The 21,457-nt window shown below is 44.6% G+C and carries 15 protein-coding genes and 3 pseudogenes; 3 read left to right on the top strand and 15 right to left on the bottom strand.

Going from position 1 to position 21,457, the window contains the following annotated elements; all coding sequences use genetic code 11:
* Window positions 1-32: 32 nt before the first annotated feature.
* The 5 genes and pseudogenes from VY86_RS24900 to cmoM form a co-directional block, all read right to left on the bottom strand.
* A pseudogene (locus tag VY86_RS24900) lies at window positions 33-182 on the bottom strand (transposase); the annotation flags it as partial.
* Between the two features lie 139 nt (window positions 183-321).
* Window positions 322-4,770, bottom strand: a complete 4,449-nt coding sequence (gene mukB / locus VY86_RS15870; protein ID WP_046975683.1) for a chromosome partition protein MukB — start codon at window positions 4,768-4,770, stop codon at window positions 322-324.
* Window positions 4,767-5,489: a chromosome partition protein MukE gene (mukE, locus tag VY86_RS15865; protein ID WP_046975682.1), complete on the bottom strand. Its 723-nt coding sequence runs from the start codon at window positions 5,487-5,489 to the stop codon at window positions 4,767-4,769. Before mukE ends, mukB begins: the two co-directional genes overlap by 4 nt.
* Complete coding sequence (gene mukF / locus VY86_RS15860) at window positions 5,470-6,792, bottom strand: chromosome partition protein MukF (RefSeq protein ID WP_046975681.1); 1,323 nt, start codon at window positions 6,790-6,792, stop codon at window positions 5,470-5,472. The genes mukE and mukF overlap by 20 nt, the downstream gene beginning before the upstream one ends.
* Window positions 6,789-7,574 (bottom strand): tRNA uridine 5-oxyacetic acid(34) methyltransferase CmoM, encoded by a 786-nt coding sequence (gene cmoM, locus VY86_RS15855; protein ID WP_046975680.1) that lies wholly within the window; start codon window positions 7,572-7,574, stop codon window positions 6,789-6,791. The genes mukF and cmoM overlap by 4 nt, the downstream gene beginning before the upstream one ends.
* A 153-nt stretch (window positions 7,575-7,727) precedes the next feature.
* Between cmoM and elyC the strand changes: the two genes are divergently transcribed.
* Complete coding sequence (gene elyC / locus VY86_RS15850; RefSeq protein WP_046975679.1) at window positions 7,728-8,567, top strand: envelope biogenesis factor ElyC; 840 nt, start codon at window positions 7,728-7,730, stop codon at window positions 8,565-8,567.
* Window positions 8,568-8,647: 80 nt separating this feature from the next.
* Here elyC and kdsB read toward each other — a convergent pair whose 3' ends face one another.
* The 6 genes from kdsB to VY86_RS15820 all read right to left on the bottom strand — a co-directional run bounded on the left by kdsB (window position 8,648) and on the right by VY86_RS15820 (window position 15,548).
* Entirely contained in the window at window positions 8,648-9,397 is a 750-nt protein-coding gene (gene kdsB, locus VY86_RS15845; protein ID WP_046975678.1) for a 3-deoxy-manno-octulosonate cytidylyltransferase, read from the bottom strand.
* Window positions 9,398-9,400: 3 nt separating this feature from the next.
* Window positions 9,401-9,580: a Trm112 family protein gene (locus VY86_RS15840; protein ID WP_036848571.1), complete on the bottom strand. Its 180-nt coding sequence runs from the start codon at window positions 9,578-9,580 to the stop codon at window positions 9,401-9,403.
* Window positions 9,581-9,827: 247 nt separating this feature from the next.
* A complete protein-coding gene (locus tag VY86_RS15835) occupies window positions 9,828-10,043 on the bottom strand; it encodes a cold-shock protein (RefSeq protein WP_046975677.1) in 216 nt (71 codons plus the stop codon).
* A 392-nt stretch (window positions 10,044-10,435) separates the two neighbouring features.
* Window positions 10,436-11,431 (bottom strand): tetraacyldisaccharide 4'-kinase, encoded by a 996-nt coding sequence (gene lpxK / locus VY86_RS15830; RefSeq protein ID WP_046975676.1) that lies wholly within the window; start codon window positions 11,429-11,431, stop codon window positions 10,436-10,438.
* Window positions 11,428-13,176, bottom strand: coding sequence for a lipid A ABC transporter ATP-binding protein/permease MsbA (gene msbA / locus VY86_RS15825; protein WP_046975675.1), 1,749 nt, complete (start codon window positions 13,174-13,176; stop codon window positions 11,428-11,430). Before msbA ends, lpxK begins: the two co-directional genes overlap by 4 nt.
* Before the next feature lie 35 nt (window positions 13,177-13,211).
* Window positions 13,212-15,548, bottom strand: coding sequence for a ComEC family protein (locus VY86_RS15820; protein ID WP_046975674.1), 2,337 nt, complete (start codon window positions 15,546-15,548; stop codon window positions 13,212-13,214).
* 563 nt (window positions 15,549-16,111) lie between these two features.
* Between VY86_RS15820 and VY86_RS15815 the strand changes: the two genes are divergently transcribed.
* Both VY86_RS15815 and VY86_RS15810 read left to right on the top strand, forming a co-directional pair.
* Complete coding sequence (locus tag VY86_RS15815; RefSeq protein ID WP_046976915.1) at window positions 16,112-16,924, top strand: 2OG-Fe(II) oxygenase family protein; 813 nt, start codon at window positions 16,112-16,114, stop codon at window positions 16,922-16,924.
* 4 nt (window positions 16,925-16,928) lie between these two features.
* A complete protein-coding gene (locus VY86_RS15810) occupies window positions 16,929-17,564 on the top strand; it encodes a LysE family translocator (protein ID WP_046975673.1) in 636 nt (211 codons plus the stop codon).
* A 576-nt stretch (window positions 17,565-18,140) separates the two neighbouring features.
* Here the strand turns inward: VY86_RS15810 and VY86_RS25195 are convergent.
* The 4 genes and pseudogenes from VY86_RS25195 to rpsA form a co-directional block, all read right to left on the bottom strand.
* Window positions 18,141-18,275, bottom strand: a pseudogene (locus tag VY86_RS25195) (DUF6392 family protein); the annotation flags it as partial.
* Window positions 18,276-18,826 (bottom strand): annotated as a pseudogene (locus VY86_RS25335) (PAAR domain-containing protein); the annotation flags it as partial. It lies immediately after the preceding pseudogene.
* Window positions 18,827-19,284: 458 nt separating this feature from the next.
* Window positions 19,285-19,569 carry an integration host factor subunit beta gene (gene ihfB, locus VY86_RS15795; RefSeq protein ID WP_021325190.1) on the bottom strand — a complete coding sequence of 95 codons (285 nt, stop codon included), beginning with the start codon at window positions 19,567-19,569 and terminating at the stop codon, window positions 19,285-19,287.
* 70 nt (window positions 19,570-19,639) lie between these two features.
* Window positions 19,640-21,313 carry a 30S ribosomal protein S1 gene (rpsA, locus tag VY86_RS15790; protein ID WP_046975671.1) on the bottom strand — a complete coding sequence of 558 codons (1,674 nt, stop codon included), beginning with the start codon at window positions 21,311-21,313 and terminating at the stop codon, window positions 19,640-19,642.
* Between the last annotated feature and the right edge of the window lie 144 nt (window positions 21,314-21,457).

Below are 21,457 nucleotides of genomic sequence, written 5' to 3'. Positions count from 1 at the left end.
AATAACGGTACAATTTTTCAAGATAAATATCTATTGTGGCAATACAATGGGGAAACTAATTCGCGGATAAATTCGAAATCAATGGTGGCATCGACTTGACGGACCCAATGATTTTTAGGAACCAGCTCATCAAGCGAGAGCGTTTCTGGCGGGAAAGTCTGGAGAGGGGGTGTTCTTAACAGGGCGGCAAGCTCCGTCTGGTGAACGGAGCTGAATTAAAACAGAGTGCCGGATAAAAAAACCAGTACTTTGTCAATAATCTATTGCGCCATCCGTGGCGCACTCTCTTTATTTTATGACTATCGCAAGTTATCCATTTGATTAAGCGGTAACATCTGAAATCAATTGAGTCGCCGGCGCATCCTGCCCAAATCCCCGTAACCCAACCACATGCACATGTTCGTGGTTTTTAAATACCTTACGCACCAATTTATAAGTGGTCCCTTTTTCAGGGCTGATATTTTCCGGGGCGGCAATAATCAACTGCATTTGCAGGCGTTCGCATAGTTCAAACAGGGTAGCGATAGATTTGGCATCCAAACGCGCCGCTTCATCGAGGAATAGCAACCGGCAAGGGGAAATATCTTTACCTCGCAAACGGCGGGATTCTTCTTCCCAACTCTGCACAACCATTACCAAAATGGACATGCCGGTACCGATCGCTTCACCGGTAGACAGCGCCCCACTCTCTGCTTTCAGCCAGCCATCCGATCCGCGGTTAACTTCAACATCCAGCTCCAGGTAGTTACGGTAATCCAACAACTCTTCACCGATGGTTTGAGGCAAGCGCTGCCCCATATCCACTTGCGGATTCAGACGCTGATAAAGTTTTGCCATTGCCTCAGAGAAGGTCAATCGCTGGCTGTTAAACAGGTCCTGATGTTGTTCCTGCTGTTCAGAAAGTACATCCAACAATATTGCATGGCTTTCACGCACATTCACATTTAACCGCACACCACGGACTTGTCCGAAGGAAACAGCTTGCAGCCCTTGGTTCAACATGCGGATTCGGTTCTGCTCACGCTGAATGGTTTTGCGGATAATATTCGCCACACTCTTCGAACTGATAGCGAGTTTTTGCTCGCGGGCAGTCAGCTCTTCCGTCAGACGGGCCAGCTCAATTTCCATCTGTTCAATCGCGTCAACCGGATCGTCAGTACGGATAATATCCTGACGAATGCGTTCACGCAGATGTTGATAAACGGCAATAAAGAACTGTACCTTACGTTCAGGCCGTTTGGGATCTTCCGATAAACGCAGCGCATCACGCAGATGTTCGTTATCAGCCACCGCCAGACGCAATGCACCCAACGCTTTATCCGACATAGAACGTAACGCGCCACCCTCCATATACGCCAGTTCACGGCGATGCAGGCGACGTTCAACGCCATTGTCTTTCACCATCCGCATCACTGCGCACCAGCCGGCTTTAGCAGAAACCACCTGTTCACGGATCTGATAGTAATCGCGTTCCAGTTTCCGCAGTTTTTTCTGCACATTTTCCATTTCCGCTTCACAGAAGGCGATCTGCTTCTCAAGCTGATTGACTCTGGAACGGTTAACGCTGAGTGCTTCATGGAGTCGATCACGACGCTCGCGGGCACGCATTTCAGCATTCGCATCCGCCTGCACACCGATATCTTTCATCTCCTGTAGCAGCTCTTTCAGCATATCCTGTTTGGTTTCATAGGAACTTTTCAGGGATGCCAGCACCTGGTTAAACTGGGAATACTGCGCTTGCTGTTGACGCAGTTGTTCACGGGCGCGGCTGCGATCCGATTCCGCATGTTCCAGACGCTGACGCAGTTTGTCATTCAGATCCGCATTTTCACTGAGCATACCCGCAGAATCACTGTAGCTGAAATGCACACGGCGCTGTACGATTTCCACCAGCGCGAAAGCCTGTTGTTTAGCCTGATGCTGACTGTGTTTTGCGGTTTCATAATCCTGCTGCAACTGTTCATGTTGCTGTGGATCACTTTGCAAAACCGCAACCATAGGTTCCAGTTTTGTCAGCGCTGAACCATGTTGTTGCAGGAAACGCGCCGCTTCCTGCGCTTCGTCCATCTCTTCGCGCACTTCTTCTACGCGATCAATTAAAGTTTCATCCAGTAACAGAGTCACTTGAGGGATCAAGCGGTTTAATGTCGTCAGGCTTTCTTTCGCCTGTGCATATTGCTGGCGCTGCTGTTGAGTTTGATCTTCAAACCGGGACACTTCACGTTCCAGTTCCGTATGGCGCTGTCTCAGTTCACGGATTTCGGCTTCCGGATCGGTATCAAATGCCACCGACAGGTGTTTACCAACAAATTGACTGAACGCCTGATGAGCACGCTGAATTTTCTGCACATCAAAAGAGAGCGTGGCATAACGCTCTGCCAAGGCATCACGCTCCAGGTTCAAGGCTTCCAAACGGTTTTCTCTGGCAGCACGACCAAACAGCGGCAATTCAGGGTAACGGGAATAACGCCATTGGCGGTCGGAAGATTTAACCAGCACCGCATTAGTCTGCTCTTCGGCATTAAATACGCTGTCATCAAAGGATTGTGGATCCCCTTCAATTAAGTAGAGATCTTCCGGGCAATCTTCCAGCGTTTCAAGATGTGGGCGTACCAGAGAAAGATCCGGCACCACAATGCCGTGGCGTGCCGGTCCATACAGTGCAGAAAAATAAGGCGCATCATCAATGGTGATATCGTCATAAATTTCTGACAGCAACACCCCGCCGAAACGTTCTGCCAACGCAATCATCCGGCTGTCTTCCGCGCCGCTTGGCTGACTGAGGCGCTCGATTTGCTTTTCCAGCTCACGTTTTTGCGCTGCAACTTCATCACGCTCTACCGTGGCTTCACGCTCACGCTCAAGCAGCTGCTGCATATATTCAGTCACGTCATTACTGCTTGCCAGCGTCTCACCACTCTGTTCACACAGTTGGTTCAGGGTATCCTGCGCAGCCAGCCAGACCGGTGCGCGGGCAGTCAGTGACTGAATTTTCTGTTTCAGTTGTTCAAGTTCCTGGCGCATCTCCATGCGGCGTTCACCGCCTTCATTGACGCTCAAACTCAACGCTTCTTGCCGAGCTTCAAGTTCATTTTGCAACGCTTCCAGATCTTCAGCCTGATACTGACGCCCCTGGCGCTTACAAAATTCGCTCAATAAACGCTCTGCGTTCTGCTGGTTGTTCAGCCGCTGTTCCAGTTCAGACAACCGCATCCGCAATGGCTGCACCCGATCCGCCAGGTGTCGCTGTGACGGCCAGTCACGCAGCAATTCGCGGGCACTCTGCCATGCTTCACTGCGGCTGGTTTCTCCAACGATGTTTTTAACCAGTTGATACGCCTGTTCGAACTGATTATGCGCCGCGTCCGCAACACTTAATTTCTGCTCCAGCGCCAACAGGGCTTCTGTCGCCTGCTGCTCTTTAGCCTGAAAAGTTTCCAGCCACTCTTCTGCGTTATCAACGGAAAGATCCGGTAACCGGCAAAGTTCACGGGCGCGTTCCAGCGCTTGTAATGCCTGTTGATACTGAATAGCCCGGGTTTGCTGAACATCCAGTGCCTGCTGGTAATCCGCCAACTGGCTTTTCAGTTCATCCACTTCCTGTTCTGTCGCTTCCGTTCTGGCTTCATATTCAGCCTGAAGCTCTCCTGCTTCTTCGACAACGTCTGTCTGTTCTTCCAGACGGTAAGACAGCTCTTCCAGATCCACCTGATAACGGTCGATTTTTTCCTGCTGGCGCATGGCGGTCTGCACCAGATTCAAGTGGTCACTGGCAGCCTGATGATCAGTTTCTAAATCAGAAGAGGCACCACTCTGTTCAGCCAGTTCACGAGCCATTTCGACATGACGATACTGCTCAGTCGCCAGCTGTTTATGACTGCCAAACAGTTCACCACGCAATGCTAACGCTTCATCCAGATGAGTACGACGCTCATTGGCATGGCGCATATAATCGGCAGAAACGTAGGAAGTTGCTTCGGTGATCAAATGTTTGAACAGATCGCGATCAGATTGGGTTACTCGAATGGCTTCCAGCGTTATGCGGTTTTCGCGCAATGCAGCTTCCATATCCTGAAACGCCTTCCGAACACCGCTGTTTTCCGGCAACAAGTAATCGCGCAGGGAACGGGTAATCGCACTGGAGATACCACCGTACAGGGAAGCTTCGATCAGACGATAAAACTTGCTGCGATCACTGGCTGAACGCAGGCGTTTGGGGATCACACCCAAATCAAACATCTGCGCATGATAATCCGTGATGGAGTTAAATTGTTTGAACTGCACGCCTTCCATTTCATCAAGGCGGTCTTTCAGTTCATTCAACGGCAATACACGCGCCTGTCTTTCACCCACATTTTCAGTCAGTAACTGAGTGGGTTGGATAGCCGTCGGCAAGCCCTGAATCATAAAGGGTTTGATATCAACTTTTCGGTCACGGCCCGCCACCTGTTGCAATCTCACCCCAACCACCACCCGTTGATGGCGGGAGTTAATCACATCCAGGGTTGAGTAACAGACTCCCGCGCGTAACTTACCGTGTAACCCTTTATCACGGGAGCCGGAAGTAGCACCGGCTTCGGTGGTGTTACGGAAATGGAGCAGCGTCAAATCAGGGATCAGCGCTGTAACAAATGCCGCCATAGTGGTGGATTTACCCGCGCCATTACCGCCTGATAAGGTGGTTACCAATTCATCAAGATCAAAAGTTCTGGCAAAAAAACCATTCCAGTTAACCAGCGTCAGCGAACGAAATTTACCGCGTTCAATCATGGTTGTTCATCTCCCGCACCCTCTGCTGAGTTATCCGGTGTTTCATCATTTTCACTGTCATCAAGCGACAAGCTGCCTTCAACCGGCATTGCCTCACCATCACGGATCATCCTCAGTTGTATTTCACGAGGATCGTCGCCACTGCGTACATCAGCACCAAAACGGAATACCGCCTCAGTGATGGTAAATTTATTGTTGTTATTCGGCAGGAAATAGACCATGCCCAAGCGACGCAGACGGTTAAGCGTCGTGCGCACTTTTTCCTGTAATTTCTGTTTATCCAGATCCGAACCGGAAGAACGCTGGTTGACAAACTTCATCAGTTTGCCCTCATCAGCCAGTGAGATCAGTTCTTCATACAGTTCCTGAGAGGTAAAAATCCCCTGATTAGCCAGGCGTTCCGGGCTGAGATAAAGATAACAGAGGATTTTGCCTACCATCATATCCAGCTCTGAGAGTACCGAACGGGGGATCAATGTGGTCGAACGGGGCCGCAGATAGAAGAAGCCTTCCGGTGCACGGATCAACTCCACATTATAGCGGGCGTAAAATTCTTCCAATTGCTCCTGAAAATCCATCAGAAAAGCGTGATTATCAAGATCATCTATCCCGATATGACGACCCGCGCGAAGCTGGCTGTCCAGTTCCGGGAAAAGTGAATTGGCTAACGCCTGTGCCAGTTTAACCGGCATAAATTGTTCAATATGTGTCGATGACATGTGCCTGTACCTTGGCTCCGTAATCATTAATCGCTAACCATTCTGCTGGCAACCCAGAGAAATCCGCTTCTGCAACCCCCAACCGCACTGCCTGATCCACCAAAATACGCGCCACATCAAAGTGACGGGGAAGCGGATGTTGAGCAAGGTAGTCTCTTAGCACCGCACCCAAATCCAGCGGGCGTTGCTCCTGCTGATATACCAACAGGGCTTTTTCAATCATGGCTGCCAGCTGATCGTTTATTTCACTGAATTCTTCATATTCCAGTTCTAACGGCAGTTCGCCGGTCACTTCTTCATTACGTAACGCCAGTTCTTCATCACGCATATCCAGTAAACGCTCTGCGTTGGCAACGGTGAGTGTCCACGGGTTATCAAAATAGTGCTGCACTGATTGACGTAAGCGCTGGGAGAAAATACGGTTTTTATCCATATCAATCGCGGTACGGATAAATTTGTGAACGTGGCGGTCGTAGCCGATCCATAAATCAATCGCCTGCTGACCCCAACTGATAATACGGTCCAGTTTGCTTTGCAGATCAAATACCAGTTTATCAACCAGTTCTGAGCCGCCACTGCCCATATTTGCATCCTGAATACGCAGCAAATTGGCCTGTAGTTTATCCCCGGCCGCTTCCAGTGTGTCTTGCAGCTCCCGCAATGTCCCCGATGTTTCTGATAACAACTGTTCACAATTGGCAATCGCGGCTTGCCAATCTTGATTCAGCAACGCCGCGATATCTTCTTTAACGAAGTTTTGCTGCTCGTCCATCAGACGTTGGGACATATCAATGCTATCGAAGATTTCCGCAACAGAATATTTCAACGGCGCAAAAACATTACGGTGCCAATGAAATTCATCTCCCCCTTCTTCCGCCGCCTCTGCTGCCCGGTGCAGCTCATTCGCCACAATCGAAAGCTGCATAGAGAGGCGTAAGGTAGAAAATTCCCGCTGGCGAATGTAGTAGTCACTGATACTGATACCAAGCGGTGTTAAGCGATAGATTGCATTGCCATCGGCCAGTTCACTGGTAAAGCGGTTAAGCAGTTTCTGGCGTACCATGTCATTGATAGCATTGTTAGCCCGTACCGCGACGGATTCCGCAGTTTGCTCGAATCCTTTGCAAACTTCACGAAAAGCGTCAATCAGCTCTCCTTCGCTCATCTCACCATCAAGACGCTCGCTGTTTAATACCGCGATTGCCATCAGAAAAGCCAGTCTTTCCACCGGCAAGGAGATGGAAAAATCATTTTTCCTGGCCCAGGACACCAGTTCCGGGACAGTCTGGGAATATTCACTCATAATTCATCCTTTAACGCCGGCTTGCGTGCCATAACATGAATGTAACGCCCCAAACTGATATAAGGCTCCTGTCGGCAATAACGCTGCTCTAATTCCAGTAATGCTGGAAAGTTTTCGTTCTGTAATTGGCGACTTTGCAAATAGTCGTGAAAAACACGCACACCAGTTTTGCTGGTAATTGCCATATTTAATCCATCAAGCCATTGATATACCTGTTCAGGCACCAACGGATGCTGAGGAGACAGTGAACGTTTTCTGCGACGTGGCATATTGGGTGTCGCCAAATGAAAATTACCTAAAATAGCATTACGCATGACCAAACCATTGGCATTGTAAAACATTAAAGACAGAGCGCCGCCAGGATTAATGATATTCGTTAACACTTCTATTGCATATTTCTGATCGGTAATCCATTCCAGTACTGCATGAAACAATACCAGATCTACCGGCTGTTCTATATATTGGTTAATTTCCTGTACCGGACTTTGTATAAATTGCATATTTTGGCTGACACCTTTTTCTTCAGCGGTCAGCTTTGCCCGTTGGATCATTTCTTCTGATAAATCGCAAAGTATCACCTGATGACCCAATTCAGCTAATTGACATGCCATATTCCCTTCACCGCCACCCGCATCTAAAATACGTAGTGGACGTCGTGGTAATTGAGCCAGTAATTCGCTGATATCCTGCCAGACAACGGCTTGCCTGATTTTACCTTTGGTTGTGCCGTAAATATTACGAGAGAATTTGTCTGCAATATCATCGAAATTGCGATCCCGCATGAAAAACTGCCTCACTAATGGAATAGATCTGATTTATCTGTTGAGATTTCATTATGCCGGCTGCTATTTTGGCACAGCATTCATTGACATAACCACTTTTGACTACAAACCGTGGGCCATATGGCTATAATTCAATCAAATTAAGGCAAATAAATGCTATTTTTATTTAAAAAGTACCTGGGTGCAATGGTAATGCCTCTGCCATTAATACTACTGATTTCACTTGTTGCCTTATTCCTGTTGTGGTTTACCCGTTGGCAAAAAACAGGGAAAACAGTTCTGACGTTCAGTTGGCTTGCTTTGGTTCTGCTCAGTCTGCAACCCGTTGCCGATAAGCTACTGTTGCCATTGGAATCAGTTTACGCTAAAGCCTACCAACCTGATCCCAGTGATATCAATCCACCGGTTGATTATATCGTCGTTCTTGGTGGTGGCTTCACTTATAACCCAAATTGGGCACCCAGTTCAAACCTGTTCAACAACAGTTTGCCGCGGGTAACAGAAGGCATCCGTTTATATCGCCTCAACCCCGGCGCTAAAATGGTCTTTACCGGAGGTCAGGGAGAGAATGCTAAAAGCAGCGCGGAAGTCGCCGCTATAGTAGCACAATCTCTGGGAGTGCCCGCAGAAGATACTATCGCACTGACAAAACCCATGGATACTGAGCAAGAAGCGAATGAGGTTGAAAAATTGATTGGCAAGCACTCTTTTATTTTGGTCACCTCCGCCAATCATATGCAGCGGGCGATAACTTTCTTTAAACAACGTGGATTGAACCCCATTCCCGGCCCGGCAAATCAATTAGCAATCACATCCTCTTTACATCCCTGGGAAAAATACCTGCCCTCCGCTTATTTCCTGTCTCATTCAGAACGGGTATGGTATGAAACTTTAGGTACTATCTGGCAACGTATTAAACCGTCGAAAAGTTCAGAACCCCCACAAACATCAGAGCATGCTCAACCGGTAAATGACCGGCAAACAACGCCTTGAAATAACATGGAGAAACGAAAGCGCAAATAGTAATAAAATGACGCGCTTTCGTTAACCCGAGAATAGGTTCAAACAAGTCATTAGATTTCAGCAAAAACCTCTCTGACTGCGGCTAAATCTTCTGGCGTATCAATCCCCGCTCCCGGCGCTTTCAGTGCAATACCAACATGGATCTTCTCGCCGTACCAAAGTACCCGCAATTGTTCCAGCATTTCAATTTGCTCTAACGGGCTTGGCTCCCATTGTACATAACGACGGATAAAACCCGCGCGGTAGGCATAAATACCAATATGACGCAGGAAATTATCACCAATCATTTCCCGTGATTGCATAAAACGATCACGTTCCCAGGGAATCGTCGCTCTGGAAAAATAGAGTGCATAACCCTGTTTATCCATCACCACTTTCACCGCATTGGGGTTAAAGGCTTCTTCCGCATCACGGATTTTCACCGCCAAAGTTGCCATTCCGGCTTTGCAAGCCGCCAGATTCTCTGCGACTTGTTTAATAATCTCTTCAGGAATTAACGGTTCATCACCCTGAACATTGACAATAATTTCATCATCGGAGAATTGATATTTTTCAATAACTTCCGCTAACCGCTCAGTACCAGAATGATGATTCTCGTTAGTCAAACAAGCCTCACCACCCGCAGCCACAACCACATCAGCAACGTCGTGATTATCAGTTGCCACAATAACCCGTTCAGCACCAGAACGCATGGCGCGCTCCATAACCCGCACAATCATTGGCTTACCATGAATATCGGCTAATGGTTTACCGGGTAAACGGGTAGAAGCAAAGCGGGCAGGAATAATAACGGTGAACATGCCTTATTTTCCCTCATCCAGAGGTAATTCACGAGCTTCGTGGTCTAACAGAACGGGAATGCCATCACGTACAGGAAATGCCAGTCGATCCAACTTACAGATGAGTTCAAAATTCTCTTTATCGTAACTGAGCTTGCCGTTACATACAGGGCAAGCAATAATTTCGAGTAAACGGTGATCCATATACATCCCCCAGATTATGGAGCTTTCATTTGATGCGGCTCAGAATAACATAAGCCTGGTGTCACCGTTAACTCTTGTTATTTGATCTTTCGATCCTTTTCCCAATATCATTCACAAAAATCCAGATAGAGGAAATATGAAGGTTCAGAACCATCTCAGTAGATGTTATGCTTTTGTCTGAGAACTGATTGAACTCTCTCTTTAATCATAAAGAACGACAAATAAAATAATCTAATGAGATAAAGTCTTAAAATGCAATTACATCGGTTGCAGTTAAGCTATAACCATTGCGAGTAATTGAAAATTCTACATTTTGTCCTTCTGTGAGTGATTTGCTTTTTGTATTAGCAATCGCTTTTCTTCTGACCAATATGTCTTGTCCCCCATCTTGTGGAGAAATAAAACCATATCCTTTCTTCTCATCAAACCATTTCACTCGGCCCATCTTTAATTGTAATGTCATGATAAATCCCCCATTTGTTCATCTCACAATAATTTAATTTATTGTTTTTGATGTTTTTTACCCTTGATTAAGTTTTCGAATAGAACCTCATCTCAGTTTCAATACGTTAAAATACACTTAATTCGAGTAGCACATTTGTTTAATGTCATGGATACAAACAACAAGTATCCTGCCAACATTGCCGATGACTGAACCAAGTTCATACAACGGTTGCTCATCCACAATGCATCGTTTAATATCATTTAACAATGATAAAAAATCAAATAAATATGGAATAATTACTGAAATTTTATGAATTGGTAAGAAGAGAACGGCTTGATAAGGAAGCGGATAGAACAGCCTCCTTACTCGCTATCAGCTCATATTGGGCTGCTTTAGTTCAACTGTAAAATTTACTTAAACTTTTTATTTGCTTCTAATAAAGAATCTATTTTATTCAGCATTGCCTGCCCTTTTTCTTGTGGTAATTGGGCATCTACCGGTAAATACCACCAATTTGGCTGGGCAAATTTAAAGCACTTAACGGCATCTTTTTCCGTCATGAGTAAATTCTGGTTTGTATCAGCCAGATGACTCAGCTGCTCTTCGGTGTACATTTGATGATCGGCAAATGCATACTCTTTTTGTACATCAGCACCCAGCTGTTGCAAGGTAGTAAAGAACCGTGGTGGATGTCCGATTCCTGCCATAGCAATAGCATGAGGTATGCGGTTCACTGCCCGCTTTTCACCACTGACCATATTCACTGCCAGCCTGCCGGCTAATGTCATTGATAATTCGCCCGATTGAGGAGTACCGCCGTTGGTAATCACGGCATTAACCCTATTCAACCGCCCGGATAATTCACGCATCGGGCCAGCCGGAAGCCACCAGCCATTACCAAAACGGCGTACGCCATCAATAACCACGATTTCAAAATCCCGTTGCAGAGCATAATGCTGTAGACCATCGTCAGTAACGATAATATCCAATAGCGTATCTGCCAGTAACGCTTTTACTGCTGCAACCCGTTTCGGCGCAACCGCCACAGGAGCACCAGTACGACGATGGATCAGCACAGGTTCATCACCGGCCTGAGCCGTAGTGATCTTGTCAGTCACCAACAAAGGATAATTTTCTGCTTTACCGCCATAGCCACGGGACACAACACCAACCCGGTAACCTTTTTTCTGCAACTGCTCCACCAGCCAGACAACAACCGGAGTTTTTCCATTACCTCCGGCAGTCAGATTACCCACCACTACAACAGGTACAGGCGCTTTCCAGGATTGACTCAACCCCACTTTATAACTCAATCGCCGTAAGCCACTTATCAGCCCGTAAAGGGCTGAAAAAGGTAATAACAGCAAATAAAGCCATGAACGGCCTGACCATATGCGTTCAATCATTGCCCAAATTGCATCCGATGTAATTGTGAGTAAACCCCATTGTTCTCCAACAGAGAGAGATGGTTACCTCGTTCAACAATATGCCCGTCTTCGATAACCAGAATTTCATCCGCTTTTTCAATGGTTGAAAGACGATGTGCGATAACCAGTGAAGTTCTGTTTTTCTGCAATTCATCCAATGCCGCCTGAATTGCCCGTTCAGATTCAGTATCCAATGCTGAAGTTGCCTCATCAAGAATCAGAATCGGCGAATCACGCAACAAGGCGCGCGCGATAGCAATACGCTGACGCTGCCCCCCCGAAAGCAGAACACCATTTTCACCAATCATGGTATCCAGTCCATTATCCAGCTTCCTGATAAAGTCCATTGCATAGGCCATCTCAGCCGCCTTCTCAATCTCTTCGCGGCTGTATTGGTTTTCACTGGCATAAGCAATATTGTTCGCTACGGTGTCGTTAAATAAATGGACATTCTGCGATACCAGAGCCACCTGGCTACGCAAAGAGGAAAGCGTATATTCCCGTAAATCATGACCATCAAGCAAAATGTTACCTGCGCTGATATCATAAAAACGGGTCATCAAATTGGCTATGGTGGATTTACCAGAACCCGATCGCCCTACCAACGCGATAGTTTTGCCGGCTGAGATATGCATGGAAATATTTTGTAACGCCGGCAATTCTTTGGTCGGGTAGCAGAAAGTGACATCACGGAACTCAATATCCCCTTTCGCTTTTTTAAGCTCCAATTTGCCATCGTCTTTTTCCTGTTCCATATCCAGAATAGCAAACAGAGTCTGACAGGCAGCCATACCACGCTGGAATTGTGCGTTAACATTAGTCAAAGATTTCAATGGACGCATCAGCGCAATCATTGATGAGAATACGACTGTAATTTTACCGGCGGTCAGTGTTTCCATAATATCCGGAAAGCTTGCCGCGTACAGGACGAAAGCCAAAGCAAACGAAGCAATAAGCTGAATAATCGGATCAGAAATTGATGAAGCGGAAACCATCTTCATACCTTGCTGACGCATACGGTTACTGACTGTATTAAAGCGCTCAGCTTCGACTTTCTGCCCACCGAAAATCAGCACTTCTTTGTGCCCTTTCAGCATCTGCTCCGCACTAGCGGTGACTTGCCCCATGCTGTTTTGCATATTTTTACTGATACTGCGAAACCGCCCCGATACGACACGAATAACTAATGACACTATCGGCGCAATCACAATCAGGATCATAGATAGCTGCCAGCTATAGTAAAACATCAGGATAAACAGGCCGATGATTGACGCCCCTTCCCTGACCACGGTAATCAGTGCACTGGAAGAAGAGGAGGCCACCTGTTCAGAATCATAAGTAATGCGGGAAAGCAGAGTCCCGGTAGATTGTTGATCAAAGAATGACACCGGCATCCCCATCATATGGCTGAACAGACGACGGCGCATCTGCATAACCACTTTACCGGAGACCCAGGAGATACAGTAACTTGATACAAACCCGGATAGCCCACGCATAATCATCAAAGCAATCACAACCAGTGGCATCCATTTCAGTACATCACTGCTTGCTTTGCCGAAACCTTCATCAAGTAAAGGCTTAAGCAATGAAAGCATTAACGTATCACCGGCAGCATTAAGGATCAGTGCAACCGCAGCAACTATCAGCCCAATCTTAAAAGGAAAAACGATTGGCCATAGTCGGCGAAAGGTCTGCCAGGTAGAAAGGTCTTTATCATTCATTATTGAGTTACCAACACCAAAAGAAATAGCGGGTTATTCTACTCATGATCACCACGAATACCAAACCACTGATGATACCAACGTGACATAATTTGTTGCCTATAGCCCAAAACTTCAACGTAATCGCCATAAAAACAACCAGTTATCTGCCCGGATACCGCGGTAGTACGCCACTCTGCCCCGGCCTTACGATAACGCCGCTGCACCTTGACCGAAGGGAGCCGCCACGGGCTATAGCGTGCAACAGAGGCCAATGCATATTGCGGCGCCACGGTATGAATAAAAGCAGCCGTAGATGATGTGTTACTACCATGATGTGGAACTTGCAATATCGTCGATCTTAAATTCTCTTTTTCTATTCCCAGCAGCTTATATTCCCCCTGCTTTTCCAAATCCCCAGTCAAAAGCAGGCTATATTTACCATCGTCCACACGAATAACGCAGGATTCATTGTTACCCGCACGTAATGATCTTGCCGGCGGCCATAATACACGGAAGCTCAACCCCTGCCAGCGCCACTGTTCACCGCGTATACATGGAAGATGTTCACTGTTAATTAAAGGACTTCTGACAGGAATATCAGGATATTTCCGTTGTAAGAATTCCAGCCCGCCCGTATGGTCAAGGTGATCATGACTGATAATAATCTGCTCCGGCGTTAGTCTGTGCCAACGCAAATAAGGGATTATCACCCTCTCAGCCATACTGCCGGTTTCCCAACGATTACCGGTATCAAAAATCAGTGCCTTGCCCTCTTTTTCAATGATAACAGCCAGCCCATGCCCAACATCTAGCATAGAAAACCGCCATAGATATTCTTCGTTGCGCCTCAGATAGCAGAGCATGACCCCTAAAGAAATGCCAATCAGCAATTTGTATGATTGCCACCAGGCGAATCGCCAGATAATGACAATAAACCAGGCAATAAATGTGATTAATAGAGGAAAACGGCCAGTTTCACGCCATGACTGTTGCAAAACTGGCAAAGGGATCAAAGAGAAGGTCACAGAATAATCGACTAATTGCCATAATAAAGCCTGAATAACAGGGCAAAAAGTGCTGATTAATGCCAGCATAATCAACGGAACCGTAATAAAAGAGATGATTGGCACTGCCCAAAAGTTAGCAAATAAAGCGGCAAAATTAACACCATGAAATAATAATAACTGGAGGGGAATAAGCATCAGCATCATGCCCATTTGCATATATAACCCACGCAACCATAGCCACTTCCAGCCATAACGAAATGGCTCAGTCAACGGTGCCCAGTAGAACCAGAACATCAGAGCCATCACAGCAAAGAAGGAGAGCCAGAAGCTATCAGAAAGCACGGTCAAGGGATCAAATAAGAGAATAATTGCGGCTGTCCACAATGCCCACTGCCAAGGAAAACACAGAATATTTCTGTAGCGTAAATAGAGCCAGAGAGTTAATCCAAGTAATGCGCGAATAGCCGGAATTCCCCAACCAGATAGCCAGACATAATTCATTGCCACTATCCAGCCGGTAATCAGTGGGAATTTGTGCCCTATCCAGCGTACAGGAAAGAAGAGTTGCAATAACCTTGCCATTCCCCAACCAAACATGCTGGCAACGGTAATATGCAACCCTGAAATTGCCATAAGGTGAGCTGTACCTGTCTGTTGTAATAATAAGTTATCCTCCTTACTTAGCCATTGACGCTCACCGAATGCTAATGCCATTGCAATGCCACTGTGTTTTAACTCACGCATAGCCGGAGCAATATGACTGACCAGTTGCTGGCGTAAGCTACATGTCCCGTCAATTAATTCAGCGTGAATCACTTTCCCTGTTAGAGGCTGGCGGATAGCCAATGCCCTGCGCTGGCTATCATAACCCGCTTGATTTAGCTGACTATGAACTGGCCGTAATTTCATTTTTAGTTGCCATTTTTGACCGGCACACAGAGATTCAAGCGAAATATTCCAATAAGCAGAGATATACAGTGGTGGGAAAATAATTTTATTTTCATCTGCAATAATACGCAGAAGAACCCTGTTTTTTCCTTCATTTACTTCATCACCTAATGACAAGCTCTCAACAATTCCCTGCGATAAGTGCTCTTTCTCACTAAGATAGATTATTTGTTCGAGCAGATGATTTCCCTGCCAGCATCCGATAAGAAATGCCAGCAACGAAATTGATACCATCCGGCAAAGACAGGATGGCAAAAACAAACAGAATGAAGCCAGTAATATCAATGCAATAATTTGCTGTTTTTGCGGTAATTCAGGCAGAAAAAGCAATGGTATAATACCAGCAATAATGGCTACCGCAGCCTGATTCACACTGATTACTGGAACAGGCTGTTTCCAGTTTGTCGTTATCCTGTTTATCAAGACTGAAAGCCACATCCTTGTTTACCCTATCCTTACCCTTTTATTTTACTCAACAAAGTATTTCTTATTATTTAAAAGGCAGCCAGAGGTATCAGAAGAATTATCAAACACCTTCGCAGATTAATTTTAGGTCAAGAATAATTTCATAGAAAAATGTGAGCAGCTTCGCAAACAGTCAAGATTTGGCATATTACTTTTGATTTTCTCTCTTTATATTCAGCACAAATATCGAATAAAACACACTGCGAGTTCATGCTTGTACTACAGACACAAACGCGCAATATAAGCTATCAAGAAGTTATATTATCTATTTATTATTACCATTAAATTTGTTGTTTTTGAAATCATTAGTAAAGGCTGTAAAGCAATAAAATAATCATATGTAAAATAAAAAACCATTACCATCAGGTATTATCTCTAATATTGAATGCTAATTTTGCAAAATTACATAAATCACTATCTGATTTTTGTGATTAATATCTCATTGATTAAACATGAATAAGATTAGATTACTATTTACACTCTATTTTTATGTGAAAAATCATCAAATCATGTTAAATACAAACAAGGTGGTTTTTATGAAAAATGAAATAATTTTATCTGATTCTTTACAACAGAATGATCTCACTAGACTATTTAATGATGAAGCGTTAGCAATTCATGTAAAAAAATATGTCGATAGTCATATTTCAGACAAGCTCTCTGATTTTTTCCTCTCTCATGAGAATCTAGAACTTCACGCTCATGATTTAAAAAAAGGAGACAAAACTATTTTTGTGGATTATGGCGTTGATAGAGTTGGTACATCTTACAACACGACTTTTGGAAAACCCAAAGATAGCGATAGTTATAAAAAATATTTTGAGAACGCGTTATCCGCAATAAGAAATGTCAGAAATTTCTGTGCCCCAATGTTAGCCCCTTTCGATAAATTGCGTTTAGAGCTGGATGAAGTCTGGTCCGCGGGTGCCAGTATTGCAAACTTTGAAGGTAAAAAGATGCACGTTGGCATCGCTAGGGTTATGAAAAGGCCCGAACTCTCTTTCATGGTTGAAAAACAACCTCATTTTGATGGCCTTCAACAGCAATCTGTCAATTTGTTAGGGCAATTCTCAGTAAATATATATATAAGAATGCCAGTAAATGGAGGGGAGCTGGAACTGTGGGATGTCCCTGCAATTCCTATCACCGAGTTAATCGAAGATAATGCAGAAAATGATTGGCGAGGCACGCTTCCGCCTTCCACCCTTATTAAACCAGAACAAGGAGATTTGATCATAATAAATACTAGGAAACCCCATGCCATTCGTAGTTTTTCCGATGGGTGCAGAATATCATTACAAAGTTTCATTGGATTATCACTAAATAAACATCTCATGCTATGGAATTGATTATATGGTTGATGTAATGAGTACATTAGGAACGTTTTTTCTTTTAGGATTGGGAGCTGCGGCTCCCGTTGGTCCTATAAATATAGAAATTATGCGCAGACACTTGAATATCAGTTGTCTTCACGCCGTGATTTTCGGTTTAGGCGCTTGCTTTGCCGATATAATTTATTTATTACTTTTAGGTGCTGGAGTATTACAATTATTCTCTGATACTATTTTTATGCCTATTCTGGGTTTTTTAGGTGCGTTAATCGTCATTTGGTTTGGTATTGCCAGTTTTCTGAATAAGAAAAACGAAGAAAATAGAAATATCATACGAAAACCCTATCACAGGCAATTTTTTGATGGTGTATTATTAACACTCTTAAATCCGTACAATGTTATTTTCTGGTTGTCTGTAAGTGCTCAACTCAACAATATTACATCAGGTAAATACAGTTTATTTATTGGTGCATCAGGTACAATTATTGGTGTTATATTTTGGGTAGCATTGATTAATGCTGTTATCTTTTTCTCCAGGAAAATGCTCAGTCATCGTGTTATTAAATTTATTAATTATACCAGTGGAGTCATTCTGATTATGCTTGGAATCTATTTCTTTTCATATTCAATAACATTATTCAATCTGCATTTTTCTTAAGCAGAAAACACGGCGCCTGAGGAATGAATAAAATTCTTGACCAACCGAAATTCATGGATATCCTCAGGCATAATTAAAAATTTCTGTACCTGTACTTAGAAAAAGCTGAAATTAAAATAATCACGATAGTCTCATCACTTATCGTTGATCAAAAGAGAGAAAAATTCATTATGAAATAAATAAGATTCCAAAATAGCGCTACATCTTATACTACTCATAATTCTATATATAACAATGGGTTGAAGAAGGCCATGTGTAGCAAAATTATGAAATGTTATTTATAATATCAGGTCATTTATGAACAATTAAAGTTAATGTTATCTCAATCAGTATATTATTTTCTCAAAAAATGATAAGAAAATCATTTCGTTATCATTATTCATACTCAAGATATGCCCTACAGTGAAAAAAACATGCTAAACATGGATAGTGGTTTGTTAGCCACTATCCAATGAAGTTGGTCGCCTTTATTTATATAACCCCAGCTCTTGATTAAACCAATTCATCTACGATTTTGTTTTTCAAACTGTTCGCAAATGAATTGGCTTTCAAAAAGAACCGCCCCTCTATTATTGACTACCAACGCACTTCTGATGTGGATAAAAACATTACAGAATCAACATGCTCAAACAGGTCATAATCAACCTGCATACTGGTTGGTATCCGAAAATCCAGTAGCGTATACAGTTCTGTCCAGCCAACATCTTTCTGAGGCGGTTCAGGCTCTTGCACCGCTACCGGAGCGGGAGATGACGGCACCTGATATATCCCCATTCTGCCAAAGTTATTCGCGGGTTCAGCTTCGGTTCCCGCATCCGTACAGCCTTTGCCCCGCTGGCAGGATTTCGTAAACACCGGTATCGGCGGTGGGGGAGCCTGTGTCACAGACAGTGGACCGGGCTAAACGCTTCCCGCAGCCTTCACAGGCGAAGAGACAGTCTGCGCCGCCATATTAGTGGGAGCAACAACCCAGTCAGCAGGCTCTTCCTGCTTCTCATAGCTGTCCATCACGGAATTAATCAACCGGGCCCGACAGGGACAGGTGCTGACACTATCTAATGTGCCCGCCAATCGTCGTCCCATGCTAAACATACTGGGTACACCCCCGGCAATCATGTAAGTACCGGAATGTTTACCACAGGTGACATGATCCCCTTCACGGGCGGTTGCCGCCCGTTAAATGTGATGGTCTGGTCACCAGTGATGATGACTCCACCGCAGGTCGTTTTATCACCAACGAGCAAATAATAGCCTTTTGCCATCTTATTCGCCTCTCCATTGATTTACCGCATGAAGAGTGCAACTAACTAAAATCGTCATCATATTCTTACCACTTATAGGTTAATAGATGATCAATAGTGCAATGGATTTCACTTAGAAAGATATAGGAATATTCCGAAAATTATAGAAATGAGGTTGATTGATTCTGGTAATTCATCATATCTCGTAACAATTTGGATACAATTTTTCAGCAAAGGCGGGAATCACAAATGAATTTAAAATCAATAGCAACATCGGTTTTATGTACTAAATGATTTTTGGGAAATCATGTCAGATTGACAAGATTATGGAGACAGGTTTTCTTAACATAATAATCAGCTCTTTTTGTATGAACCTTATTAGAATCAAAGTGCTGACCAAAAAGTCAACACTTTGTTATTAATCTAAAACAGCACCCAAAGGTGCTGTTTAGAATAAGCAATAACTTGTATCTTCAAACTTAATCGTAGATATTCACGCGATCACGTAACTCTTTGCCAGGTTTAAAGTGGGGAACGTATTTACCTTCCAGTTCTACTTTATCACCCGTTTTAGGGTTACGACCTACGCGCGCGGCACGGTAGTGAAGAGAAAAACTGCCGAATCCGCGCACCTCTATACGCTCACCATCTGCCAATGTTATTGCCATATGGTCGAGCATTTCTTTCACTGCATCTTCAACGGTTTTGGCCGAAATATGAGATTGCTGGCCAGCAAGTCTTTCGATTAATTCAGACTTGGTCATTAGTACCTCCCTAAACTACCGTACTTGGATAACACTAATATGATGCGTTATCCACCGTTATTAACTTTAATTACTCGCCTTTAGCTGCTTTGAAAGCTTCAGCCATTGCGTTGTTAGCAAAGTTTGTCTCTTCTTGTTTGTTCACAGAAGCGATAGCGTCTTTTTCATCAGCTTCGTCTTTAGCGCGAACAGACAGGTTGATTACACGGTTTTTGCGATCAACACCAGTATATTTAGCTTCAACTGCATCGCCAACGTTCAGAACCAGAGTTGCATCTTCAACACGGTCACGAGAAGCTTCTGATGCACGCAGGTAACCTTCAACGCCGTCAGCCAGTTCTACTGTGGCGCCTTTAGCATCAACCGCTGTAACTTTACCATTAACAATAGCGCCTTTCTTGTTTACAGACAGGTAGTTATTGAATGGATCTTCCGCCAGTTGCTTGATGCCCAGGGAGATACGCTCACGCTCTGCGTCAACTTGCAATACAACAGCAGCAATTTCGTCGCCTTTTTTGTATTCACGAACTGCTTCTTCACCGGTAACGTTCCAGGAGATGTCAGACAGGTGAACCAAGCCGTCGATGCCGCCATCCAGACCAATGAAGATACCGAAGTCAGTGATAGACTTAATTTTACCTTCAACACGATCGTTTTTGTTGTGAGTTTCAGCAAACAGCTGCCATGGGTTAGCTTTACACTGTTTCAGACCCAGGGAGATACGACGGCGTTCTTCGTCGATATCCAGAACCATAACTTCCACAACATCACCAACATTAACAACTTTAGATGGGTGGATGTTTTTATTGGTCCAGTCCATTTCTGAAACGTGTACCAGACCTTCAACGCCTTCTTCGATTTCTACGAAGCAGCCGTAGTCAGTCAGGTTAGTTACACGGCCTGTCAGTTTAGTCCCTTCTGGGTAACGTTTAGCGATTGCTACCCATGGATCTTCGCCCAGTTGTTTCAGGCCCAGAGACACACGGGTGCGCTCACGGTCGAATTTCAGTACTTTAACTGCGATTTCATCGCCCACATTGACGATTTCACTTGGATGTTTAACACGTTTCCAAGCCATATCAGTAATGTGCAGCAAGCCATCAACACCGCCCAGATCAACAAAAGCACCGTAGTCAGTCAGGTTCTTAACGATACCTTTAACTTCCATACCTTCTTGCAGGTTTTCCAGCAGTTGATCACGTTCTGCGCTGTTTTCAGATTCGATAACAGCACGACGGGAAACAACTACGTTGTTGCGTTTCTGATCCAGTTTGATGACTTTAAACTCAAGCTCTTTACCTTCCAGGTGAGTTGTATCACGAACTGGACGAACATCAACCAGAGAACCAGGCAGGAATGCACGGATACCGTTCAGTTCGACAGTAAAGCCGCCCTTCACTTTGCCGTTGATGATGCCGGTAACAGTTTCTGCTTCTTCGTAAGCTTTTTCCAGCATCAGCCATGCTTCATGGCGTTTTGCTTTCTCACGGGACAGAACAGTTTCACCGAAACCATCTTCAACAGCGTCTAGCGCAACATCAATTTCATCACCGACCTGGATTTCCAGCTCACCCTGAACATTTTTGAACTGTTCTACAGGAATAGCAGATTCTGATTTCAGACCTGCGTCAACCAATACAACGTCTTTATCGATAGCAACAACGATGCCGCGAACGATAGCACCTGGACGAGTTTCAATAGATTGCAGGGATTCTTCAAAGAGTTGAGCAAAAGATTCTGTCATGTTAATGATCTTCAAGATTTCAATTTAACGTCCACTTAGCTTCCCGCCGAATGGGGTTGTTTTACATGCCCTGTCACTGTTCCCTGTGACAAGGTTGTTTGGTTTGTGGGAAAACTTTATTAACCCACATACCTAATTTTCAGT

Origin of the sequence: Photorhabdus thracensis (assembly GCF_001010285.1) — a bacterium.
Lineage (GTDB): Bacteria > Pseudomonadota > Gammaproteobacteria > Enterobacterales > Enterobacteriaceae > Photorhabdus > Photorhabdus temperata.
This window is presented reverse-complemented; position numbering and strand designations above follow the sequence as displayed.